General features: G+C 65.6%; 22 protein-coding genes. 16 read left to right on the top strand and 6 right to left on the bottom strand.

Annotation, left to right across the window (positions count from 1 at the left end; all coding sequences use genetic code 11):
• Nucleotides 1–33: 33 nt before the first annotated feature.
• Nucleotides 34–486, bottom strand: a complete 453-nt coding sequence (locus N0B15_RS05045; protein WP_263018410.1) for a TRAM domain-containing protein — start codon at nucleotides 484–486, stop codon at nucleotides 34–36.
• A gap of 172 nt (nucleotides 487–658) precedes the next feature.
• Here N0B15_RS05045 and N0B15_RS05040 point away from each other — a divergent pair, with 172 nt between their 5' ends.
• The 4 genes from N0B15_RS05040 (at nucleotide 659) to N0B15_RS05025 (ending at nucleotide 3,668) form a co-directional block, all read left to right on the top strand.
• A complete protein-coding gene (locus N0B15_RS05040) occupies nucleotides 659–1,450 on the top strand; it encodes an electron transfer flavoprotein subunit beta/FixA family protein (protein WP_263018409.1) in 792 nt (263 codons plus the stop codon).
• Nucleotides 1,447–2,406 carry an electron transfer flavoprotein subunit alpha/FixB family protein gene (locus tag N0B15_RS05035; RefSeq protein ID WP_263018408.1) on the top strand — a complete coding sequence of 320 codons (960 nt, stop codon included), beginning with the start codon at nucleotides 1,447–1,449 and terminating at the stop codon, nucleotides 2,404–2,406. Before N0B15_RS05040 ends, N0B15_RS05035 begins: the two co-directional genes overlap by 4 nt.
• A gap of 153 nt (nucleotides 2,407–2,559) precedes the next feature.
• Nucleotides 2,560–2,706 carry a hypothetical protein gene (locus tag N0B15_RS05030; RefSeq protein ID WP_263018406.1) on the top strand — a complete coding sequence of 49 codons (147 nt, stop codon included), beginning with the start codon at nucleotides 2,560–2,562 and terminating at the stop codon, nucleotides 2,704–2,706.
• Nucleotides 2,707–2,825: 119 nt separating this feature from the next.
• A complete protein-coding gene (locus tag N0B15_RS05025) occupies nucleotides 2,826–3,668 on the top strand; it encodes a polyprenyl synthetase family protein (RefSeq protein WP_263018405.1) in 843 nt (280 codons plus the stop codon).
• A gap of 1 nt (nucleotide 3,669) precedes the next feature.
• Here N0B15_RS05025 and N0B15_RS05020 read toward each other — a convergent pair whose 3' ends face one another.
• A complete protein-coding gene (locus N0B15_RS05020; RefSeq protein WP_263018404.1) occupies nucleotides 3,670–4,770 on the bottom strand; it encodes a DUF373 family protein in 1,101 nt (366 codons plus the stop codon).
• A gap of 226 nt (nucleotides 4,771–4,996) precedes the next feature.
• Here N0B15_RS05020 and N0B15_RS05015 point away from each other — a divergent pair, with 226 nt between their 5' ends.
• Nucleotides 4,997–5,578, top strand: a complete 582-nt coding sequence (locus tag N0B15_RS05015; protein ID WP_263018403.1) for a cysteine hydrolase family protein — start codon at nucleotides 4,997–4,999, stop codon at nucleotides 5,576–5,578.
• On the opposite strand, the gene N0B15_RS05010 is transcribed toward N0B15_RS05015, so the two are convergent.
• Entirely contained in the window at nucleotides 5,575–5,976 is a 402-nt protein-coding gene (locus N0B15_RS05010) for a DUF7344 domain-containing protein (protein ID WP_263018402.1), read from the bottom strand. The two genes, N0B15_RS05015 and N0B15_RS05010, sit on opposite strands and share 4 nt — an antisense overlap.
• A 309-nt stretch (nucleotides 5,977–6,285) precedes the next feature.
• Between N0B15_RS05010 and N0B15_RS05005 the strand changes: the two genes are divergently transcribed.
• A complete protein-coding gene (locus N0B15_RS05005) occupies nucleotides 6,286–7,281 on the top strand; it encodes a radical SAM protein (RefSeq protein ID WP_263018401.1) in 996 nt (331 codons plus the stop codon).
• A 424-nt stretch (nucleotides 7,282–7,705) separates the two neighbouring features.
• Here the strand turns inward: N0B15_RS05005 and N0B15_RS05000 are convergent, their stop codons facing one another.
• Nucleotides 7,706–8,920 (bottom strand): helix-turn-helix transcriptional regulator, encoded by a 1,215-nt coding sequence (locus N0B15_RS05000; protein WP_263018400.1) that lies wholly within the window; start codon nucleotides 8,918–8,920, stop codon nucleotides 7,706–7,708.
• A gap of 147 nt (nucleotides 8,921–9,067) precedes the next feature.
• On the opposite strand from N0B15_RS05000, the gene N0B15_RS04995 reads away from it, so the two are divergent.
• Nucleotides 9,068–10,303, top strand: a complete 1,236-nt coding sequence (locus tag N0B15_RS04995; RefSeq protein WP_263018399.1) for a DUF7096 domain-containing protein — start codon at nucleotides 9,068–9,070, stop codon at nucleotides 10,301–10,303.
• 112 nt (nucleotides 10,304–10,415) lie between these two features.
• Complete coding sequence (locus N0B15_RS04990; protein ID WP_263018398.1) at nucleotides 10,416–10,976, top strand: type IV pilin N-terminal domain-containing protein; 561 nt, start codon at nucleotides 10,416–10,418, stop codon at nucleotides 10,974–10,976.
• 113 nt (nucleotides 10,977–11,089) lie between these two features.
• Here N0B15_RS04990 and N0B15_RS04985 read toward each other — a convergent pair whose 3' ends face one another.
• A complete protein-coding gene (locus N0B15_RS04985) occupies nucleotides 11,090–11,716 on the bottom strand; it encodes a methyltransferase domain-containing protein (protein WP_263018396.1) in 627 nt (208 codons plus the stop codon).
• Nucleotides 11,717–11,895: 179 nt separating this feature from the next.
• On the opposite strand from N0B15_RS04985, the gene ahaH reads away from it, so the two are divergent.
• The 8 genes from ahaH (at nucleotide 11,896) to N0B15_RS04945 (ending at nucleotide 20,185) form a co-directional block, all read left to right on the top strand.
• Nucleotides 11,896–12,228 carry an ATP synthase archaeal subunit H gene (gene ahaH, locus N0B15_RS04980; protein WP_263018394.1) on the top strand — a complete coding sequence of 111 codons (333 nt, stop codon included), beginning with the start codon at nucleotides 11,896–11,898 and terminating at the stop codon, nucleotides 12,226–12,228.
• On the top strand, nucleotides 12,215–14,470 hold the full coding sequence (locus N0B15_RS04975) for a V-type ATP synthase subunit I (protein WP_263018392.1): 2,256 nt from the start codon (nucleotides 12,215–12,217) through the stop codon (nucleotides 14,468–14,470). The genes ahaH and N0B15_RS04975 overlap by 14 nt, the downstream gene beginning before the upstream one ends.
• Before the next feature lie 266 nt (nucleotides 14,471–14,736).
• Nucleotides 14,737–14,997 (top strand): hypothetical protein, encoded by a 261-nt coding sequence (locus N0B15_RS04970; protein WP_263018390.1) that lies wholly within the window; start codon nucleotides 14,737–14,739, stop codon nucleotides 14,995–14,997.
• A 19-nt stretch (nucleotides 14,998–15,016) separates the two neighbouring features.
• Nucleotides 15,017–15,598, top strand: coding sequence for a V-type ATP synthase subunit E (locus N0B15_RS04965; protein WP_263018389.1), 582 nt, complete (start codon nucleotides 15,017–15,019; stop codon nucleotides 15,596–15,598).
• Complete coding sequence (locus N0B15_RS04960; protein ID WP_263018388.1) at nucleotides 15,595–16,647, top strand: V-type ATP synthase subunit C; 1,053 nt, start codon at nucleotides 15,595–15,597, stop codon at nucleotides 16,645–16,647. Before N0B15_RS04965 ends, N0B15_RS04960 begins: the two co-directional genes overlap by 4 nt.
• Entirely contained in the window at nucleotides 16,644–16,997 is a 354-nt protein-coding gene (locus tag N0B15_RS04955; protein ID WP_263018387.1) for a V-type ATP synthase subunit F, read from the top strand. Before N0B15_RS04960 ends, N0B15_RS04955 begins: the two co-directional genes overlap by 4 nt.
• Before the next feature lie 3 nt (nucleotides 16,998–17,000).
• Entirely contained in the window at nucleotides 17,001–18,764 is a 1,764-nt protein-coding gene (locus N0B15_RS04950) for an ATP synthase subunit A (protein WP_263018386.1), read from the top strand.
• Nucleotides 18,765–18,766: 2 nt separating this feature from the next.
• Complete coding sequence (locus N0B15_RS04945) at nucleotides 18,767–20,185, top strand: V-type ATP synthase subunit B (protein ID WP_263018385.1); 1,419 nt, start codon at nucleotides 18,767–18,769, stop codon at nucleotides 20,183–20,185.
• 50 nt (nucleotides 20,186–20,235) lie between these two features.
• On the opposite strand, the gene N0B15_RS04940 is transcribed toward N0B15_RS04945, so the two are convergent.
• Nucleotides 20,236–21,195 (bottom strand): PH domain-containing protein, encoded by a 960-nt coding sequence (locus N0B15_RS04940; RefSeq protein WP_263018384.1) that lies wholly within the window; start codon nucleotides 21,193–21,195, stop codon nucleotides 20,236–20,238.
• Nucleotides 21,196–21,240: the final 45 nt, after the last annotated feature.

Raw genomic sequence — 21,240 nt, 5'->3', positions numbered from 1 at the left:
CTCGGTGTGCGACTGTCCACGTCGCGGGTGCGTCTACGAACCCCAGAAGTTCTCGCGGCTTCCGAGACGTTCGGGGCGGTCACGGCGGTTTCGGCGGCCACCGTCGTCGTCGGTCGCAGCCTCTCCGTGGTCTTCGTCCTCGTCGTCGGGTTCGAGCGGGAGGCGCTCGAGTTCCTCGGCGCGGGCGTGGTTGTTGTGTACGCGCGTGATCTCGACGAGCGAGCGCGCCTCGGGGAGGACACCGTCGACCATGACGATGAAGCCGTCCTCGGTTCGGCCGACGCCGGCGCCGCTCTCGTGCATGTCGACGACGTCGACGACGACCTCCTCGCCGGCTTTGACCGGCTGGGTCTTGAGGTCCTGAATCGGCTGGCTGTAGTGGTTGCACCACTCTTTGCCGCTTCGGTCACCGTAGTGTTGACACCCCATTCCAGCGATCTGTTCGGAGAAACTCGGGCAGTCGTCGGCGAGTGGACAGTCCGGCATAAGGAGTAGTAGCCAGCATAGCGTTAAACCGCTTGCGGAACCGAGAGCGCACCAGTCAGGCGTGGTCTCGGGACCAGAAACCCGATAGCGAGGTAAGGACCGCGAACGCTCGGGCGACGGTCGACGCTCGTTCGTGGCAACGTTTACGAGCGTTCCCCGACAACGATTAGTGATGAACGTTCTCGTGACGGTCACGGAGGGAGCGACTGTCGATGACGAGTTTCGGATCGACGGGCTGGCCATCGACGACGGCTCGCTCACCACCGATCTCAACGAGTGGGACGAGTACGCACTCGAGACCGCCGTCAGGCTCGCCGAAGCCGACCTCGTCGACGAGGTGGTCACGGTAACGATCGGTCCCGAAGACTGCGAGGGGACCATCCGCCAGGTGCTCGCGAAAGGTGCAGACCGCGCGATTCGGGTCTGGGACGACGCGCTCGAGCGCAGCGAAATGCTCGACGTCGGCGCGAAGACGGCGCTGCTCGCAGCCGTCGTCGAGACCGAAGAGCCGGACCTGGTGTTGACCGGCGTCCAGTCGGCCGACGAGGGATTCATGGCGACGGGCGTCTCGCTGGCCGCCGCCGTCGACTACGGCTGGGCGGCCGTCGTCAACGCACTCGAGGTCGACCCCGACGAGCGGATCGCCCGCGTCCGCCGGGAACTCGAGGGTGGCGTCGAGGAGCGAACCGAAGTCGACCTCCCGGCGGTACTGACGATCCAGACGGGGATCAACGAGCCGCGCTACGCCAGCCTGCGTGGGATTCGGATGGCCCAGCGTAAGGAACTCGCGGTGCGCTCGCTGGCGGACCTGGGACTCGAGGCGAGCGCCGTCGAGAGCCGCCTCAGGCTGCGCGAGTTGGCCGAACCCGAGAGTGAGAGCGAGGCGCGGGTGCTCGAGGGCTCGAGCGAGGAGGCGGCGGCCGAACTGGCGACGGTGCTGCGAGAGCAGGGGGTGGGCCGATGAGCGACGTCCTCGCCGTCGTCGACCACCGCCAGGGAGCGCTTCGCGACGTGAGCTTCGAGCTACTGAGTGCGGGGCGAGACCTCGCCGACGCGACCGGCGGCGACCTCTTCGTCGCCGTCGTCAACGGCCCGACGGCGGCGTTCGCCGACGAGGTCGACCGCGAGGGCGTCGACGCAATCTACACCGTCGACGCCGGTGAAGAGTTCGACCACGACGTCTACGCCGGGGCGGCCGTCCACCTCGTCGAGACACTCGAGCCGAGGATCCTCCTCGCGCCCAACAGCGTCAACGGCATCGACTACCTGCCGGCCGTCGCGACCCGCCTCGACTGGCCGCTGGTCACCGACGCCGTCGGTCTCGAACTCGAGGGTGAGACGCTGGTGGCGACGCGCGAACACTACGGCGGCAAGGTCGAGGCGACGCTCGAGGTCGCCCTCGACGGCGGCGTGGCGGTCACGATCCGAGCGGGGGAGTGGCCCGCCGCGACGGGCGAGGGAGCGGCGAGCGTCGAGGACGTCGCCTTCGATCTCGAGGAGTCGGCGAACCGCTCGCGGGTGCTCGGCTTCGAGGCAGTCGCCGGCGGCGACGTCGACATCGCCGAGGCGGACGTGCTCGTGAGCGTCGGCCGCGGCATCGAAGACGAGGAGAACCTCGAGTTGATCGAGGAACTCGCCGAGGCGCTTGGGGCGACGGTGTCTGCCTCGCGCCCGGTCGTCGACGCGGGCTGGCTCCCGAAGAACCGCCAGGTGGGTCAGTCGGGGAAGGTCGTCACGCCCGACGTCTACATCGCCATCGGTATCTCGGGGGCCGTCCAGCACGTCGCGGGCATGAAAGGGGCGAAGACCATCGTCGCGATCAACACCGATCCGAACGCGCCGATCATGGACATCGCCGACTACGCGATTCACGACGACCTCTTCGACGTGGTACCCGCGTTGATCGAACAGTTCGAGTGATCGGGACGGGCCACGCCGGTGTGCAGCCAGCGATGGCCGCTCCCTCGGGCGGTTTTCACTTTCGGTCCGCGTGGGTGAGCTATTTGAAGGTGGGTCGACTCAGCCAACGTGAGTACGACCCACGGGGCGGTCCCGGTTCCGTACCCTCTCACCATGATAGACACCGTCAAGCGGTTCATCGGCAACAGGCCACGGACGCTCCTCGAGTGTCGCCACTGTGGCGTGGAGGCAGAACCGGGAGCCGAACGCTGTGAGAACTGTGGCTCGAGTGAGATCGCCACCTACCGGTTCGGTCGGTGACGCCTCGATGGACGGCCGTCCGCGAGGTGTCGTGTGGAGACGCCCGCTCGAGCGGGGACTGGCGGCGGGCCTGCGGAGAATCCGACACGTACTTTTTCCGCCCATCCCAAACGCTGGCAATGGAACTTCTCGAGCGCCGTCGTGCGTTGATCGAGACGCGCCTCGTCGAGGTCGTCGACGGCATCGAACCGGCGGCGCTCTCCGCGGAAGTTCGTCACGTCGCACTCTCTGGGGGGAAGCGGGTTCGGCCGACGGTGACGCTGCTCGCGTGTGAGACCGTCGGCGGGACGGCCGAAGAGGCAGTCGACTTCGGCGTCGGCATCGAACTCGTCCACAGCGCCTCGCTCGTCATCGACGACATCATCGACCGCTCGGAACTCAGGCGGGGGACGACCAGCGCGTGGGCGGAGTTCGGCCACGGTCCCGCCATCGTGACGAGCGACGGCTTGCTGGGGGAGGCGTTCGCGCTCTTCTCCGCCGATCCGAAGGCGACGCAGGTCGTCGCCGAGGCGATGGTCGAACTCGGCGTCGGCGAGGCGACCGAACTCTCGGCACAGCCAGCGACCGAAGCGGAGTACATGACGCTCGCACGCCGGAAGACCGGCGCGCTGTTCCGTGCGGCGGCCGAACTCGGCGCGATCGCCGCCGGGTCGAACGGCTTCACCGTCGAAGCGCTCGGCGAGTACGCCGAACGCGTCGGCGTCGCCTTCCAGATCCGCGACGACGTCCTCGACGCGGTCTCGGATCCCGACGCGCTCGGCAAGCCGACCGGCCACGACGCCGAGATGGACCGGCCCTCGCTCGTCCAGATCACCGACCTCTCGCCCGAAGAGGCGAACGGGCGCGCGCGGACGGAGGCCGACCGGGCGCTCGAGGCGCTCGCTCGCGTCGAGGTCGCAGACACCGAGGCTCGAGGCTACTTGGTCGACCTCGCGGAGTTCGTCGTCGAACGCGAGCGGTGAGTTAGGTGCCCTCGGCACGCGCACTCGAGGCACTCGAGCGTGACTCGGCGATCGCGAACGCGAGCGTGCTGGCGATACCGAGCAGCGTCCCCGCCGTGAGCGCCGTCGCCAGGTAGGAGACGGTGACGAGATCGAGGAAGAACGCGCTCACCGCGTGGAGGACGAGCGCGATGGCGATCACGTAGAAGGGCGCGTTGAGGTAGCGCCACTCGAGCGTGCCGGCGATGTACTCGTCGGTGATCTGGCCGAGACTGGTCGTGACGCCCGCGGCGGCGAACCACTGGATCGCCCCGTAGACGAGCGCGGCGAGGACGAACGGGGCGTCGGCCGTCGCGGTTTCGGTCGTCTGGAACTGCTCGAGGGCGTTGATTCCGCTGACCCCGCCGAGGACGAGCAACGCGGCGGCGACGACGTAGGCGATGAGCGTCATCTTCCCGGCGTAGAGCGAGCGCCGGGCACGCTCGGCCATCTCGTCGATACGGTCACCGAGGGCGAGACCGCGCGAGATGAGGTAGAGACCGAGTAGTGCGGAGGTCGTCCCGAGGACCAGTCCCGGCAGGTTGAACACCGCGCCGACCAGTACGAGCGGGTAGATCAGCAGGAGGATACCGATCGGGATCAGGAGGGTCCCGCGCGTCTCCGGGTCGGCGAGCACCTGCTTGATGGTGTAGTACATCGACTCCAGGTTCTGTGCCTGGCGGACGACCACCCGCCTGACGCCGTCGATGGGGACGCGGGCACGGATCACCGGCAGCACCGACTCGTCCTGTGCACCGTCGGTGATAACGAGCGCAGTCACGTCCTCGCCGGTCGAGAGGCTCGCGAGGACGGTGTCGACCTCGTCACCCACCTCGCGGTTGGCGCTGACGTCGCCCTCCTCGTTGCCGGTGACGACCGCAACCTCGACGCTCTCGTCTCTCGAGTCGAGGTCGTCGTAGATGTGAATGCCCTGGAAGATGACGTTGACGTCGCTGTCTTCGGGGTCGGCGACCGCGAGCGCGACGGCGGCCGCCTCGGCCTCCTCACGGCCGATGACCGGCGTCGAGAAGCCGGTCTTGCGGCCGAGGTCGTCGTCCAGGTCGACACACAGCACCAACAGCATTGAGAGAGCGTTTGCGTGCGCGCTATTTCCCTCTTCTGGGGCACGAGGTAGTGCGGGCGCGAGTCGCCATCGACCACTCACGGGAACCGCCGCGCCGTCGCGCACCTCCCCACTCGCCGGAGCGATGGGTTGAACCGGACGCGAGTGAATACTCGCCTATGTCACGGAGCCAGCGGGGAGGGAAGACCCCGAACGACTACCCACCGGCGAACCCGGAGGTGGGCCGGTGAGCGAGGAGGCACTCGAGCTGTCGGCGACGGCTGCGCTCGTCCCCATCGACGTCCAGGTGGGCTTCGACGACCCCGTCTGGGGCGAGCGGAACAATCCGGACGCCGAGACGCGTATCGCCGACCTACTCGCCGCCTGGCGCGAACGCGGGTGGCCGCTCGTCCACGTGAAACACGACTCGACGGAACCCGACTCGCCGCTACGCCCCGACCAGCCGGGGAACGCGTTCAAACCCGAGGGAGCGCCGCTCGAGGGTGAGCGCGTCGTCTCGAAACGGGTCAACGGGGCGTTCGTCGGGACGGACCTCGAGTCCTGGCTGCGCGAGCGCGGTGTCGACACGCTGGTCTGCTGTGGCCTGACGACCGACCACTGCGTCTCGACGACGGTACGGATGGCCGAGAACCGCGGCTTCGACGTGGTGGTCGTGAGCGACGCGACGGCGACCTTCGGCCGCGAGGGCCACGACGGCGAACGCTTCGACGCCGAGACGAGCCACCGCGTCGCGCTCGCACACCTCCGCGGGGAGTTCGCGACGGTCGCCGACACCGAGACCGTGCTCGAGGCGCTCCGCTCTGGCTAGCGCTCGTCACAGCAACACGCCCCCGACCCGTCGGCTCGGGCACTCGGGGACGCCTCGCCCGACTGCGGCTCACACGCAGCGGCGACGTAGTACTCGATGGTCGAACGGAACGCCTCGAAGCGTCGAGTACGGACGATGTCACCGCTACGCGCGTCGTACTCGAGGAGGTCGTGGTCAGCCAGCCGCGGGAGGTGGTTGTGGACCAGCGAGACGGCCACCCGTGGTGGCCGTCGCTCGGGGTCGGCGTCCGTCTCGAGGAGTTCGGAGGTGGCGAGCGACAGCGTCACCAGGTCGAGCGTCACCCGCTGGCGCTCGAGCAACAACGACAACACCAGCCGCCGCCGCGGCTCACAGACGAGTGACCGAACATCCACCGAATCACGCGTATCTCCAGTCATCGTCCGAATACTGGTCGAAAGCGGCCAGAACGATGACGCCTACCAGCGTAGGTGTCACCAGGAGGGCAACTATAGTAGCCACTGCAAGTCAGTGCACACCGGATCGCCAGACGGGTCGGCGATCAGTGTGTAAACCGTTGCAGTTGGTACGATAGAGCGTGGGCGATTCCGGCCGGTGGAGGTTCGACGACGGCCACGTCTCGATCAGCGTTCGACTCCCGTGGACGCGGCTCGTCGGTCAGCCACGGCACAGCGTACCGGGACGAACCCGGTTCGCTTATTCGGCTGGGCGCGCTCAGGTCGACATAGATGATCTCGAGGGGCTGTGAACAGTGTGCCGAAGGTGGCAAGCTCGTGCTGTTCGTCTACGGCTACTGCGACGAGCGCGACTGCTTCTACTGTCCGCTCGGGGAGACGCGCAAGAACGTCACCGACGTCTACGCCAACGAGCGCCTCGTCGAGTCCGACGAGGACGTCCTGATCGAGGCCCGCCGGATGGACGCCCTCGGCTCGTCGATCACCGGCGGCGAACCCCAGGAGGCACTCGAGCGCACCTGCCACTACCTCTCGTTGCTCAAAGACGAGTTCGGCGCTGAGCACCACACCCACCTCTACACCGGCATCACCGGCGGCCGCGAGAACATGCGCGCGCTCGCAAACGCCGGTCTCGACGAGATTCGCTTCCACCCGCCGCTCGAGCAGTGGGGCGACCTCCACGGCACCGAGTGGGAAGACATCCTCTACATCGCCCGCGAGGAGGGACTCACCCCGGCCTTCGAGATTCCGGGCATCCGTCCCGAGACGGAGTTTCTCGACTTCTTAGACGAGGGTGCGGCTGAGTTCTGTAACATCAACGAGTTCGAGATGAGCCACGGCAACTTCCGCCGGATGCAAGAGCAGGGCTTCGAACTCAAGGAGGGCCACATGAGCGCCGTCGACAACGACCGCGAGGCGATTCTCGAAGTGATGGGCGACCACCCGAAGGTCTACTTCTGCACCTCGGTGTTCAAAGACGCCGCCCAGCACCGCCGCCGCCTCAAGCGCATGGCCCGCAGCGTCCGCCGTGGGTTCGACGAGATCACCGACGACGGGACGCTCGTCTACGGGAAGACCCACGCCGACCCAGCCGTCTTCGAGACGCTCGGCGTCCCCGAGGAGTTCTACACCGTCAAGCAGAACCACGTCGAGGTCGCCTGGTGGCTCCTCGAGGAGATGATCGAAGACGGTGATCTCGAGGACGGCGAAATCGTCGAACAGTATCCGACCTACGACGGCCAGGTCGTAGAGCGGACGCCGTTGGTGTAGTACCGCGAGCGAACGGAGCGAGTGAGCGGCTTTTGGTGCAGATTTTTCCCGGAGGGTGAGCGACGCGAACCCGAACGGAAAAAGGTCGTGGTGCGAACCCGACGCGAAAAAGGTGCGCGCGCCAAGTGGTCGAGCGGACGCCCCTGGTGTAGTACCGCGAGCGAACGGAGTGAGCGAGCGGCTTTTTGATCGACATTTTTCCGTGAGCGGTGAGCAACGCGAATCCGAGCGGAAAAAGGTCGCGGTGCGAACCCGATGGGAAAAAGGTGCGCGCGCCAAGTCGTAGAGCGGACGCCGTTGGTGTAGTACCGCGAGCGAACGGAGTGAGCGAGCGGCTTTTTGATCGACATTTTTCCGTGAGCGGTGAGCAGCGCGAACCCGAACGGAAAAAGGTCGCGGTGCGAACCCGAACGGAAAAAGGTCGTCAGTCGAGTTCGGTCGGGTCGACTTCCGGGAGCGTAATGAGGTTCTCGCGACCGATACGCAGTTTCTCGATGTCGCCGTCGTCGTCCATCTTCGAGAGTAACTGCGAGACCTTCGCGTTCGACCAGCCCGTCTCCGTGACGATGGAGGCCTGTTTCATCCGGCCCTGGTTTCCGCGCAGGAGGCGGTGGACGCGCTCTTCGTCGCTCAGCAGGTCGAGGTCGACCTCCTCGTCGAGACCGTCGCGTTCGTCGAACGTCGCGGTGGTGCCAGCGGGAGGTGTCTCGAGGTCCGGATCCGGGTCGGCAGGGGGTGGCGACTCGAGGGCAGCGCCGGCGTCGGGGGACGCCTCTCGGTCGGGCGTGTCGGTGGCGGCCGGTGCCGGTTCGTCCTCCGTGCCGGCGGGTGGCCGAGTGTGGCGGACGTAGCCGTAGCCAGCGGCGGCAGCCAGCAGCGCGACCAGCGCGAGACCGGTCACCGCCTGGACGAGCGTTCCGTTCGGCGGTTCCGATCCGACGCCGGCACCCTCGAGGTAGGTGACGGAGAACTCGTTCGGGTCGAACTCGTGTGGACCGGTCCAGACGAGGTTGCCGTCGGTCAGGGAGTGTTCGTGGTGTTCGTAGCCGAAGTTCGATGGGCGTTCGATCACCAGTTGCTGGCCTTCGGTGAGGGCGGGAAACCACGTGTGGTCGTCCGTACCGAAGGCGTCACCGAGGAAGATGTGGCTCCCGTCTCGCTCGGCGAGGTTCGTCCACGTCACGGAGTAAGAGAGAACGCCGACCCGGTGAGGTGTCGACGGGTCCTGACTCGCGTCGAGAGACACGTCGTCGTCGGTAACGTTCTCGATTCGTGGGTCGTCCCATCCGCCGTGTTCGATCTGCATGTGTCTGTCCGTCGAGCGACTCGCCGCGGTGACGAACCGATCGAACGTCTCGTCGTCGAACGACAGCTCGCGGTCGCCGCTCGTGACGGCGTCGGCGAAGGACTCGAACGACTCGACGTCGTCGTCGTCCTCGAGGAGGAAGTAGCTCTCGACGGTCCAGAGTGCGTCACCGTCGGGCGTCAACTGGACGGTGATCACCTGCTGGGGACCGAGAGGGGCTGACTGGGCGTCGGTGTTCGAGACCGACGCCGCGCTCACCCCCAGTGGGAAGGCAACGAGGAGGGCAACGAGGGTGATGATGAGGGTACCTGCGAGGGCGGTCTGTAACCGCATGCGTAACCCATGGTGGTCCCCCAGGGGAAAAAACCCTTTCCATCCAAAAAGACCACCTCAACGGCCGTTTCTCCGGGTCGTACCATCGATTCCGAGTCGGGGTCACAGTCGACCATTTTTTGTACGAGGACGCGAAAGACAGGGAGGATGAACAGCGCGGTCCCCGCCCTCCTCGCGTTGCTCCTCGTCGGCGCACTTCCCGCGATGGCCGTCGTGGCTGCTGGTCCCGACGACGTCGCTGGTACTGTAAGTGGCGACACGCCCGCGCAGCCTGCGCTCGCCGTCGAGGGACCGAGCGATCCGCTCGACGCAGTCAACACGACGAACCGCCTCCCGCTCGCCGGTGACGTTACGAGTACGTACGTCCGCTCACATCCTGACTTCGGAGTGACGCTCTCGATCGGTGACAGTGCACTCCGGACCGAGTACGACGCGTTCGTGTTCGAAACACGGTTCGAAGAGCTGTCCCCGACGGAGCGCCGAGAGGCGATCGACTCCGAACTCGAGCGCGTCGACGAGGAAATCGAAGCGCTCCGAGAGCGCGAACACCGGGCTGTCCGCGAACACGCGGCGGGTGAGCGGTCGGATCGAGCGCTCCTCCAGGAGTTTACACAGAGCAACGCTGACGCCGTGGCGCTCACCAACTGGCTCGATCAGTTGGTCGTCTACGCCAACGACGTGCCGGGCTATTCGATCGGTGTCAGGTCCCAGAAGGAAGAACTCGGTGTGTACCGTGGGCCGGTCCGTGAACATCTCGTGATGACGACGAGTGCAGACGGGTCGACGAGGCAGGCACAGATCGCTATCGCCATCCAGACGTCAGAGACCGGGGTCACGCTCGGGATACTCGACCGTGATCGCTACCTCCGAGAGACGACACGGTACGACCATCGAAACGTCAGCGCGCCCGACCAGATCGGGGGGTACTCGAACGCGTCGGCACTGTTCGAAGAGCAGTATCCGTGGACCGACGACGTGAGCAGATCGTCCCAGGGTCTCGAGTTTATCGACAGACAGCTCTACATCAGAAGTGTGCCGCACGATCACGGAGAGATCGACGTCTACTTCGACGGTGGAACCGGGGCTGTGTACTACGAGTCACAGCGACTGCTGGTGAATCAGCTCCCGGTCGAGACGCCGACCGAGACCTGGACGAACGAGTCACTCGAGCTCGCGATCAACCGGACGGTCGCCAACGGACCGATCGAGGTCACCGTCACCGACGAGAGCGGCGACCCCGTGAGGGCGACGGTTCTCGTCGGTGAGACCGTCGTCGGCGAGACGAACGCCGACGGGGTGCTCTGGATACTCCCCCCACACGGCGAGTTCGACCTCACGGCACAGGCGGGCGATTCGGCCGTCACCGCCACTCTCGGTGAATAAGCGGCGGTATCGGTCGCTCGAGCGGAGAGCGACGTCGTGACGAGGTCCTGCCCCAGAGCCGACGGCACGAGTCGCCCGTGAGTTTACATACGGTGACGGAACCAACGCCGGCGTGGACTCGAGTCGCCGCGTCGACGGGGACCGCAAGCCGACGGGTCACAGAGCCGGTGTCGTGACGGTTCGGGCCGACGGCGGCCGCGGCGTGAGCCCGGTCGTCGGCACGCTCATCTTGCTCGTCCTGACCATCTGCCTGGCTGGAATCGTCGTCGCGATGCTCGGCGTCGCCAGTACCGACTCACTCGAGCGGACGCCACACCCACCCGTCGCGTTCGACCTCACCGTCGACGCGACCGACGAGGGGACGATCGAACTCGAGCACCGCGCTGGTGAAGCGGTCGACGTCAGGGACCTCACGGTGTTCGTCACGGTCGAGGGCGAGCCACTGGCCGAACAGCCGCCAGTGCCCTTTTTCTCCGAAGACGGGTTCGACGGCGGTCCAGAGGGACCGTTCAACGAGCGTGCGGACCCACACTGGACGGTCGGCGAGCGCGCGAGCGTCAGCCTCGCGGGGACGAACGATCCGACGATCGGAGCCGGAGACACCATCGTCGTGACGCTCACGCTCGAGGGACAGACGATCGCGCGACTCGAGACGGCCGCGAGAGGTGGATAGAGCGGGTGAGAGGCAAGGACCACGGCAAGAGACGGGGAGCGAGAAGAAGCGTGGCGAGAGACGGGGAGCAAGAAGAAGCGTGGCGAGAGACGGGAAGGCGAGAGCGGGATGTGTCACTCAGGGGCGCGAGCGATGGTCGTGATCGCGATGTCGGGGTCGTAGTTGGGACCCATGAACTTGTGTTTGACCTCCTCGAAGCCAGCGGTCTTGAACATCCGGTCGGCCTCGTACTCGTCGTAGAAGAGCATCATCGCGTCGGCGAGCGTCTTCGCGACGAGGTTCTCGGGTGTGTTCGGCCCGACGACGAGTACCTGCCCGCCGGGGACGAGCACGCGCCGGAACTCCCGGAGCGCCCTGACGGGGTCGGGCCAGTACTCGATCGAGCCCGACGACCAGATGATGTCGAAGGTGTTCGTCGCGAACGGCAGCCGTTCGGCGTCGCCGCGGTGGAAGCGGACGGGACCGCGTTTCCCCAGCTTCGCGTAGGCCTTCTCGAGCTGGTGTTCGCTCTGATCGAGCGCGTAGACGGTGTCGACGTGCTCGAGCAGGCCCTCCGTCCCGAAGCCGGTCCCACAGCCGACGTCGAGGACCATCGGCTCCTCGTCGGCCGGAAACTCGAGCAACGAGAGCGCCTCCGTGCGCATCTCCTCGTTCCAGATGAAGGGGTTGACCTGGTCGTAGACCGTCGAGAGGTACTTGTAGAACAGCCGAGCGCGAGCCTTGTTCTCGAGGATACCCATTGCGCGATGGTTGCCAGCCGAACGCAATATGTCTGCTGTTCTCGAGCGCGTCGGAGGCGAACGGCGCGACAGCACCCGAATATCGGCCGTCTTTCGCGAGCGCCGCGCTCACGAAGCGGAGCAATCCGGTTTCGCAACTACCTTATACGGTCTATAGCAAACGTTCGCTTGCTTAGACTATGCCGAGGCCAGAGGTTCTCGAACGTATCAAGTCGGTGGAGGAGGAAGCCGACGAGATCGTCGCATTGGCAGAGAAAGACCGCGACGAGCGTATAGCCGAGGCCCGGAAACGCGCCGAGGAGATACGCACGAACGCGGAGGAACAGGCACGGGAACACAGAGAGGAGCGCCTCGAAGAGGCGCGCGAGGAGATCGACGACGAGTGTGAGCGCGTCCTTCGCGAGGGCGAACAGGAGCGTGAGGCGCTCGCAGACGACGCCAAACGCCAGGTCGGCGACGTGACCGACTACGTCGTATCCCTGTTCGAGGAGGACGTTCATGCTCAGACCTGACCAGATGAGTAAGGTCTCGGTGACCGGCTCGAAGGGCGTCATGCCCTCGGTCATCGAGACGATCCACGAACTCAATTTGGTCCACCTCTCGGACTACGACGGCTCCTGGGCCGACTTCGACAACGGCAACCCGATCGAGGGTGCCGAGGAAGCCTCCGAGAAGCTCGTCACCGTCCGCGCACTCGAGAGTACGCTCGGACTCGACCCCGAGGAGGCCGAACCGAGCGGCCGACTCGACGACGAGTGGGAGGCCCGACTCGAGGGCATCCGCACGCGGGTCAACGAACTCGACGACCAGCGCGGCGAGGTCCGCGAACAGCTTCGACTCGTCAGCGAGCGTCTCGACCGCGTCGAGCCGTTCGCCGAACTGGGAATCGACCTCGACTTGCTGACCGGCTACGACACCGTCGAGGTGCTCGTCGGCTCCGGTTCGCTCGCAACGGCCGAAGAGGCGCTCTCCGAGAGCGACGAGATCCGCGCCTACGAGACGTTCACCGGCGGCGACGTCGTCGCCATCGTCGCGGCACCGGCTGACGGCGCGACGGGCGTCATCGACGACGCACTCGTCGGCATCGAGTTCTCGCGATACGAACTGCCCGACACCGACCGCAGTCCCGACGTCTACGCCGAGGAACTCGCACAGAAACGGCGCGAGCTCGAGGCGGAGATCGACGACATCGACGCGAAACTCGGCCGCGTTCGCATCGACGAGGGCGGCTTCTTACTCCGACTCGAGGAGGAGCTCACGATCGAAGTCCAGCGCGCCGAAGCGCCGCTGCAGTTCGCGACCAGCCAGCGCGCGTTCGTCGCCGAGGGATGGATCCCCTCCGAACACTACGACGACCTCGTCGCCGCGCTGACCGACGCCGTCGGCGAGAGCGTCGAGATCGAAGAACTCGAGCGGGCGGACTACGACCGCCACGGTGCGCCGACACACGCCGCGCCCGTTCCCCACGAGGGTGGGCCAGCCGTCGATACCGACGAGGAGGACGCAGACGCCGAGGCCGACGCCGACGCGCAGAAGGCGGCGACCGACGGCGGGACGTCCGGCGGGTCGAACGGGAAACACGCCGCAGGTGCTAGTGCGGGCGCTGGCGGAGCGGTCACGATGGACGACGAGCCGCCGACGGTGCTCGACAACATCGATCCGGCGAGACCGTTCGAACTGATGGTGAAGATGGTGAGTCAGCCGAAGTACAGCGAACTCGATCCGACGCTGCTGGTATTCCTGACGTTTCCGTTCGCCTTCGGGTTCATGATCGGAGACATCGGCTACGGAATCCTGTACATGGCGATGGGCTGGGGTTGCTGGAAAATCTTCGACTCCGACGCCGGGAAAGCGATCGGGACGATCGGTATCTGGGCAGGTGCATTCACCGTACTGTTCGGCTATCTGTACGACGACCTCTTCGGGATGCACATGGAGTACCTCGGTCTCGGCTGGCTGCCGCTCGCGGGGTCACTCAACAAAGGTCTCCAGCTCACCGACTGGGCCGTCCTGTGGATGGTGCTGGCGATCGGGTTCGGCCTGATCCACCTCAACATCGGCCTGATCCTCGGGTTCGTCAACGAACTCAGCCACGGGCTGAAAGCGGCTATCTACGAGAAAGGGTCGTGGATCCTCGCGATGAACGGCCTGTTCATCTGGATCTTCAGCACCCACATGATCGAGTACAAGCCGGAGTTCCTCGTGGGCACGAGCAGCGAGACCGTCCTCTACGCCGGGCCGTACAACCTCGGCTTCGAGGGACTACCAGAAGTTGTCGGCATCCTCGGGCTCGTGGCGCTCGGAATCGGTGTCGTCCTCGTCGGCATCGGTGAGGGAGTTGCCGGACTGTTCGAGACGCCCGCCTGGGCGTTCGGCCACGTCCTCTCGTACCTCCGTATGGTGGCGGTTCTGCTCGCGAAAGGAGGGATGGCGTTTGCGGTCAACCTACTTGTCTTCGGGGCGTACTCGAACGAGGAAGGATACACGGTGTTCAACCTCCCGACCTACGACGTTGGCGCGTACGAGACACAGGAGTTCGTCGGTCTCGTCCACGCAGATCCGCTGTGGATCACAATTCCACTGGCGATCTTCGTCTTCGTCTTCGGGCATATCCTCGTCTTGCTGCTCGGCATCACCGCCGCAGGCATCCAGATGCTCCGCCTCGAGTACGTGGAGTTCTTCCAGAAGTTCTACGAGGGTGGCGGCGAGGAGTACGAGCCGTTCGGCAAAGAACGAACGCACACCGCGGATTAACGCTCGGAACGCGGTTTTCGTTTTTGATCGATAGGCATTCTTTAGAAAGTATCGCGTAGAAATCGACGGGTGTTCTATGGCGGGAGTCGACAAAGAATACAAAATTAGACAGTTAGGAATACTGCCACACGCTATCACAGAAACGTGAAATCAGATGATCCAGCATCAGTATGTCGATTTCTTTCAGAAGTTTTATGAGGGGAGCACGGACAGATACGAACCGTTAGGGTACATTCGAGACCCAGACCAACCGTAACCGATTCACCATGTTAGAAGTTAGCGACCTCTTGGCAACCGCAGTAGCACTACAGGCAGAAAACGGCGGCCCGATCCTGGAGCCGGAAGCGGCTGCAGCACTCGGTGTCGGCCTCGCAGCGCTGGCGTCGGGGTACGCAGAACGTGGTATCGGTGCCGCGGCTGTCGGCGCAATCGCCGAGGACCGCGACATGTTCGTCCCAGGGATCGTCATGACAGTGTTGCCCGAGACACTCGTCATTTTCGCGATCGTCGTTATTTTCCTGGTCTAGCCGACCCCCTTCTCTCACAATGAGTTTGGACACTGTCGTTGAGGACATTCGGGAAGAGGCCCACGCGCGCGCAGAGGAGATTCGCGCCGAGGGCGACGCGCGAGCTGAGGAGATCGAAGCCGCCGCCGACGCTGACGCCGAGGAGATCCTCGAGTCCGCCGAGGGGACGGTCGAGCGTGAGATCGAGCAGCTGCGCGAACAGCGACTCTCCAGTGCGAAACTGGAGGCGAAACAACACCGCCTCGAGGCACGCCGCGACGTCCTCACCCAGGTCCGCGACCAGGTCGAAGACGAACTGGCCGCCCTCGACGGCGACACTCGAGAGGAACTCACCCGGACGCTGCTCGACGCGGCGAGTGTCGAGTTCGACGACGGTGACGAGGTTCGCGTCTACGGCCGCGACGACGACGCCGACCTGCTGACGGCGATCTTAGCCGACTACGACGGCTACGAGTACGCTGGCGAGTACGACTGCCTCGGCGGCGTCGTCGTCGAGAGCGACCACTCGCGAGTCCGCGTCAACAACACGTTCGACTCGCTACTCGAGAGCGTCTGGGAGGAGAACCTCCGCGAGATCAGCAACAGACTCTTCGAGCAATGAGCGCAAGAGCCTCGAATCCGGAGTACGTGAACGCACGCGTCCGCTCGCGCAGAGCCGTGTTGTTCGCAGACGAGGACTACCGCAAGCTGATCCGGATGGGACCGAGCGAGATCGCCCGGTTCATGGAGGAGACGGAGTACGAGCGCGAGATCAACGCGCTCGGGACGCGCTTTTCCGGCGTCGACCTGATCGAGTACGCACTGAACCGCAACCTCGCGAAGCACTTCGACGACTTACTGGACTGGTCGGAGGGGCGACTCTACGACCTGATCGGCCGGTACCTCCGGAAGTTCGACGTCTGGAACGTCAAGACGATTATTCGCGGGATCTACACCGAGACGCCGACCGAAGAGGTCTCGACCGACCTCATCCGCGCCGGTGAACTCCCCGACTCGACGCTCGACCGACTGCTCGAGGTCGACGAGATCGACGACGTCATCGAGATCCTCGGTGGCACCGTCTTCTACGAACCCCTCTCGGAAGCCTACCAGGAGTTCGAGGAGACCGGCGCACTCGTCTCCCTCGAGAACGCACTCGACCGGGAGTTTTACGAACACTTACTCGACGACCTCGGACGCCCACAGGAGGGTCCCGACGCGCTCTACGTCGAGTTCTTAGAAGCCGAGATCGACTTCCTGAACGCGCGAAACGCGCTCCGGCTCGCACGCAGCGGGGCCGATCTCGATCCGGCAGCCTACTACATCGAGGGCGGCGTCCTGTTCACGCAGGCGGAACTCAGCCGCCTCGTCGGCAACTACGACGAACTCGTCGATCACATCGCCGACAGCGGCCGCTACGGCGACCGACTCGGCGGTGCGCTGGCCCGCCTGCGCGAGGCCGACAGCCTCATCCAGTTCGAACACGCGATGGACGCGGCGCTGCTCGAGTACGCCGATACGCTCTCGAGTATCTACCCGGTCTCGGTGTCGGCGGTGCTCTCGTACATCCTCGCGAAAGAGCGCGAGGTCGAGAACATCCGCGCGATCGCCCGCGGTCGGGAGGTCGGTCTCACGGAGGCGGAAATCGAAGACGAACTGGTGATCCTATGAGCCAGAGTCAAGAGATCGCCGTCGTCGGCAGCCCCGAGTTCACGACGGGCTTCCGGCTGGCAGGCGTCAGGCGGTTCGAGAACGTTCCAGACGGTGAGAAAGCGACGGACTTAGACGCAGCAGTCACGAACGTCCTCGCAGACGAGGGCGTCGGCATCGTCGTCATGCACGACGACGACCTCGAGTATCTCTCTCGAGAGGTGCGCGGGGAGGTCGAGACGAGCGTCGAACCCGTCGTGATCACGATCGGCGCGAGCGGCAGCGGCGGTGGCGGCCTGCGCGAGCAGATCAAGCGCGCGATCGGGATCGACCTGATGGACGAAGAAGCGAACGCGGACAACCAGACATAAGCTATGAGTCAGGCACAAGACACAGAGACCGTCCGAGAGGACGGGATCATCGAAAGCGTGAGCGGTCCCGTCGTGACCGCTGCGGACCTCGACGCCCGGATGAACGACGTCGTCTACGTCGGCGACGAAGGGCTGATGGGCGAGGTCATCGAAATCGAAGGGAACCTGACGACGATTCAGGTGTACGAGGAGACTTCCGGTGTCGGTCCCGGCGAACCCGTCGAGAACACGGGCGAACCGCTGTCGGTCGACCTCGGACCCGGCATGCTCGACTCCATCTACGACGGCGTCCAGCGCCCGCTCGACGTCCTCGAGTCGAAGATGGGGACGGCCTTCCTCGACCGCGGGGTCGACGCCCCCGGGATCGACTTAGAGAAGACGTGGGAGTTCACCCCCACCGTCTCGGTCGGTGACACCGTTGCACCCGGCGACATCGTCGGGGAGGTTCCCGAAACCGAGAGTATCACCCACAAGGTGATGGTGCCGCCGGACTACGACGGCGGCGACGTGACCGCAGCCGAAGAAGGCGAGTTCACGGTCGACGAACCCGTCGTCGAACTCGACTCCGGCGAGGCGGTCACCATGCACCAGGAGTGGCCGGTCCGACAGGCCCGTCCCGCACTCGAGAAGCAGTCGCCGACGATTCCGCTCGTCAGTGGCCAGCGCATCCAGGACGGTCTCTTCCCCATCGCGAAAGGCGGGACCGCGGCGATTCCGGGCCCGTTCGGCTCCGGGAAGACCGTCACCCAGCACCAGCTCGCGAAGTGGTCCGACGCGGACATCGTCGTCTACGTCGGCTGTGGCGAGCGCGGCAACGAGATGACGGAAGTCATCGAAGACTTCCCCGAACTCGAGGACCCGAAGACGGGCAAGCCGCTGATGAGCCGTACCTGCCTCATCGCGAACACCTCGAACATGCCGGTCGCCGCCCGTGAGTCCTGTATCTACACGGGAATCACCATCGCGGAGTACTTCCGCGACATGGGCTACGACGTCGCGCTGATGGCCGACTCCACCTCGCGGTGGGCGGAGGCCATGCGTGAGATCTCGAGCCGACTCGAGGAGATGCCCGGCGAGGAGGGCTACCCGGCCTACCTCGCGGCGTCGCTCTCCGAGTTCTACGAGCGCGCGGGCCTGTTCGAACTGCTCAACGGCGACCAGGGATCGATCTCGGCGATCGGTGCCGTCTCGCCGCCGGGCGGTGACTTCTCCGAGCCGGTCACCCAGAACACGCTCCGTATCGTCAAGACGTTCTGGGCGCTCGACGCCGACCTCGCGAACCGTCGGCACTTCCCATCGATCAACTGGAACGATTCGTACTCGCTGTACACCCAGCAGCTCGACCCCTGGTACCGAGAGAACGTCGCCGAGGACTTCCCCGAGATCCGCCAGTGGGCCGTCGACGTGCTCGACGAGGAGGACGAACTCCAGGAGATCGTCCAGCTCGTCGGCAAAGACGCCTTACCGGAGGACCAGCAGCTCACCCTCGAGGTCGCCCGCTACCTGCGTGAGGCGTGGCTCCAGCAGAACGCGTTCCACGACGTCGACACCTTCTGTCCGCCGGAGAAGACCTACCAGATGCTCCAGGCGATCAAGACGTTCAACGACGAGGCGTTCGCCGCCCTCGACGCTGGCGTGCCGGTCGGTGAGATCACGGGCGTCGACGCGGCCCCGCGGCTCAACCGCATGGGTACCGCAGAAGAGTGGGACGAGTTCATCGACGAGCTCGAATCGAACCTCGAGGCGCAGATCAGGGAGCTGTACTAATCATGAAAGAGTATCAAACAATCACTGAGATCAGCGGTCCGCTGGTGTTCGCCGAGGTCGACGAACCCGTCGGCTACGACGAGATCGTCGAGATCGAGACGCCGGATGGCGACACCTTGCGCGGACAGGTGCTAGAGTCGAGTGAGGGACTCGTCTCCATCCAGGTGTTCGAGGGGACCGGCGGGATCGACCGCAACGCCTCCGTGCGCTTCCTGGGAGAGACGATGAAGATGCCCGTCACCGAGGACCTCCTCGGGCGGGTGCTCGACGGCTCCGGGAACCCGATCGACGACGGCCCGGAGATCGTTCCCGAAGAGCGCCGCGACATCGTCGGCGCGGCGATCAACCCCTACTCGCGTGAGTACCCCGAGGAGTTCATCCAGACGGGTGTGAGTACGATCGACGGCATGAACACGCTGGTGCGTGGCCAGAAGCTCCCGATCTTCTCCGGATCCGGGCTTCCGCACAACGACCTCGCACTCCAGATCGCCCGCCAGGCGACGGTGCCGGAGGAAGAAGATGGCGGCGACGACGAAGCGAGTGACTTCGCGGTCATCTTCGGCGCGATCGGTATCACCGCCGAAGAGGCAAACGAGTTCATGCAGGACTTCGAGCGCACGGGCGCACTCGAGCGCTCGGTCGTCTTCATGAACTTAGCGGACGACCCCGCAGTCGAGCGAACCGTCACGCCGCGACTGGCGCTGACGACCGCAGAGTACCTCGCCTTCGAGAAGGACTACCACGTGCTCGTCATCCTCACGGACATCACCAACTACTGTGAGGCGCTGCGCGAGATCGGTGCCGCGCGTGAGGAGGTGCCGGGTCGGCGTGGCTACCCCGGTTACATGTACACAGACCTCGCACAGCTCTACGAGCGTGCGGGTCGAATCGAAGGCCGCGAGGGATCGGTGACCCAGATTCCGATCCTGACGATGCCCTCCGACGACATCACCCACCCGATTCCCGACCTGACGGGCTACATCACGGAGGGCCAGATCATCGTCGACCGCAGCCTCAACAGCCAGGGAGCGAAGCCACCGATCGACGTCTCCGACAGCCTCTCGCGGCTGATGGACGACGGGATCGGCGAGGGGCTCACCCGCGGCGACCACTCCGACGTCTCTGCACAGCTCTACGCCGCCTACGCGGAGGGGAAAGACCTCCGTGACCTCGTGAACATCGTCGGCCGCGAGGCGCTCAGCGAGCGTGACAACAAGTACCTCGACTTCGCCGACCGCTTCGAGGAGGAGTTCGTCCAGCAGGGCTACGACACCGACCGGACGATCATCGAGACGCTCGAGATCGGCTGGGAACTGCTCTCGATGTTCCCGAAGGAGGAACTCAACCGTATCGACGAGGACGCGATCGAGGAGTACTACCTCGAGGACGAGTCGGAAGTCGCGGAAGCGACGGCGGACTGAACGCGGGTTCACGGCCGAGATTTTTCGGGCGGTGCGTATCCGAGGGTGAGCTACGCGAGCGTCGCCGACGCTGGCGCTGGCTGGCGGGCGCGGTCGATCACCTCGAGCGTCCGTTCCGGGTCGTCGAGGACAGAGCGAGCACACCGCAGGTCGAGACGGCCGCGGCGTTCGATCACGAGCGTGGTGTCCGTGAGGCGGACCGCGGTGACGTCGTGCCAGGGGACGAAGCGGCGGTCGAACGGGCGTCTGAGGACCAGGCCAGACGGGTGGACCTCGAGCGTCGGCAGCGAGTCGGGGTGGGCGTAGCCGTACTCGAGCCACTCGGTGCCGAGGACGCGACGGCGGTGGGTTGGCTTCGCGTCGCCGGCCTCGAGCGAGGCGAGGCGGTGGGTCGAGTAGGCGAACAGCAGCGAGAAGAGGCCGACGACGAGCAGGCCCCACCAGAGGCGCACGCGACCACCGGAGCCGAGCGTGAACAGCCAGAGGAGCGAGCCGGCGGTGCAGCCGACGCCGACGGCACCCGAGAGGTAGACCTGCCTCGGATTCAGGTAGGGAGTCGACTCGAGTGGGTCGTCTGCGGCCATCACGCGGGCGTAGCGCGTCCGCCCCATCGAGTGCAGGCCGAACGCGGCGGCGGTCGTCGAGAGCGCGCCGAAGCCGGTGGCGAACGCGACTCGGTCGGGGAGCGTTGGCGTGGTGAGAGCGACGAGAGAGGCGAGTGCAAAGGCAGCCGGGACGACGAACAGCAGCGAGCGCGGGCGACGCCGGGAGCCGAGGCGTTCGGGGAGCCCGGTGCGGCCGCTCGCGGTGAGTGAGCCGACGACGAGACCGACCGTGGCAGCGGTGGTGACGCTGCCGACCACCGACGCACCGCTGGGGCTGATCGCCAGTGCGAGCGCGACGGCGAGCGAGGCGACGGCGAGGGCGGTGTAGACGCCGACGGCGGCGACGAAGCCGACGTCGGGTGGCTCGAGCGGCTCCGGGAGTGTCTGGCGGTCTGGGTGGGCCACGGGTTGGATGCGGGTACGGGAACGAGTGTCAAAATAGCTCCCCCG

This window comes from Natronobiforma cellulositropha (genome assembly GCF_025629245.1).
GTDB lineage: Archaea > Halobacteriota > Halobacteria > Halobacteriales > Natrialbaceae > Natronobiforma > Natronobiforma cellulositropha.
This window is presented reverse-complemented; position numbering and strand designations above follow the sequence as displayed.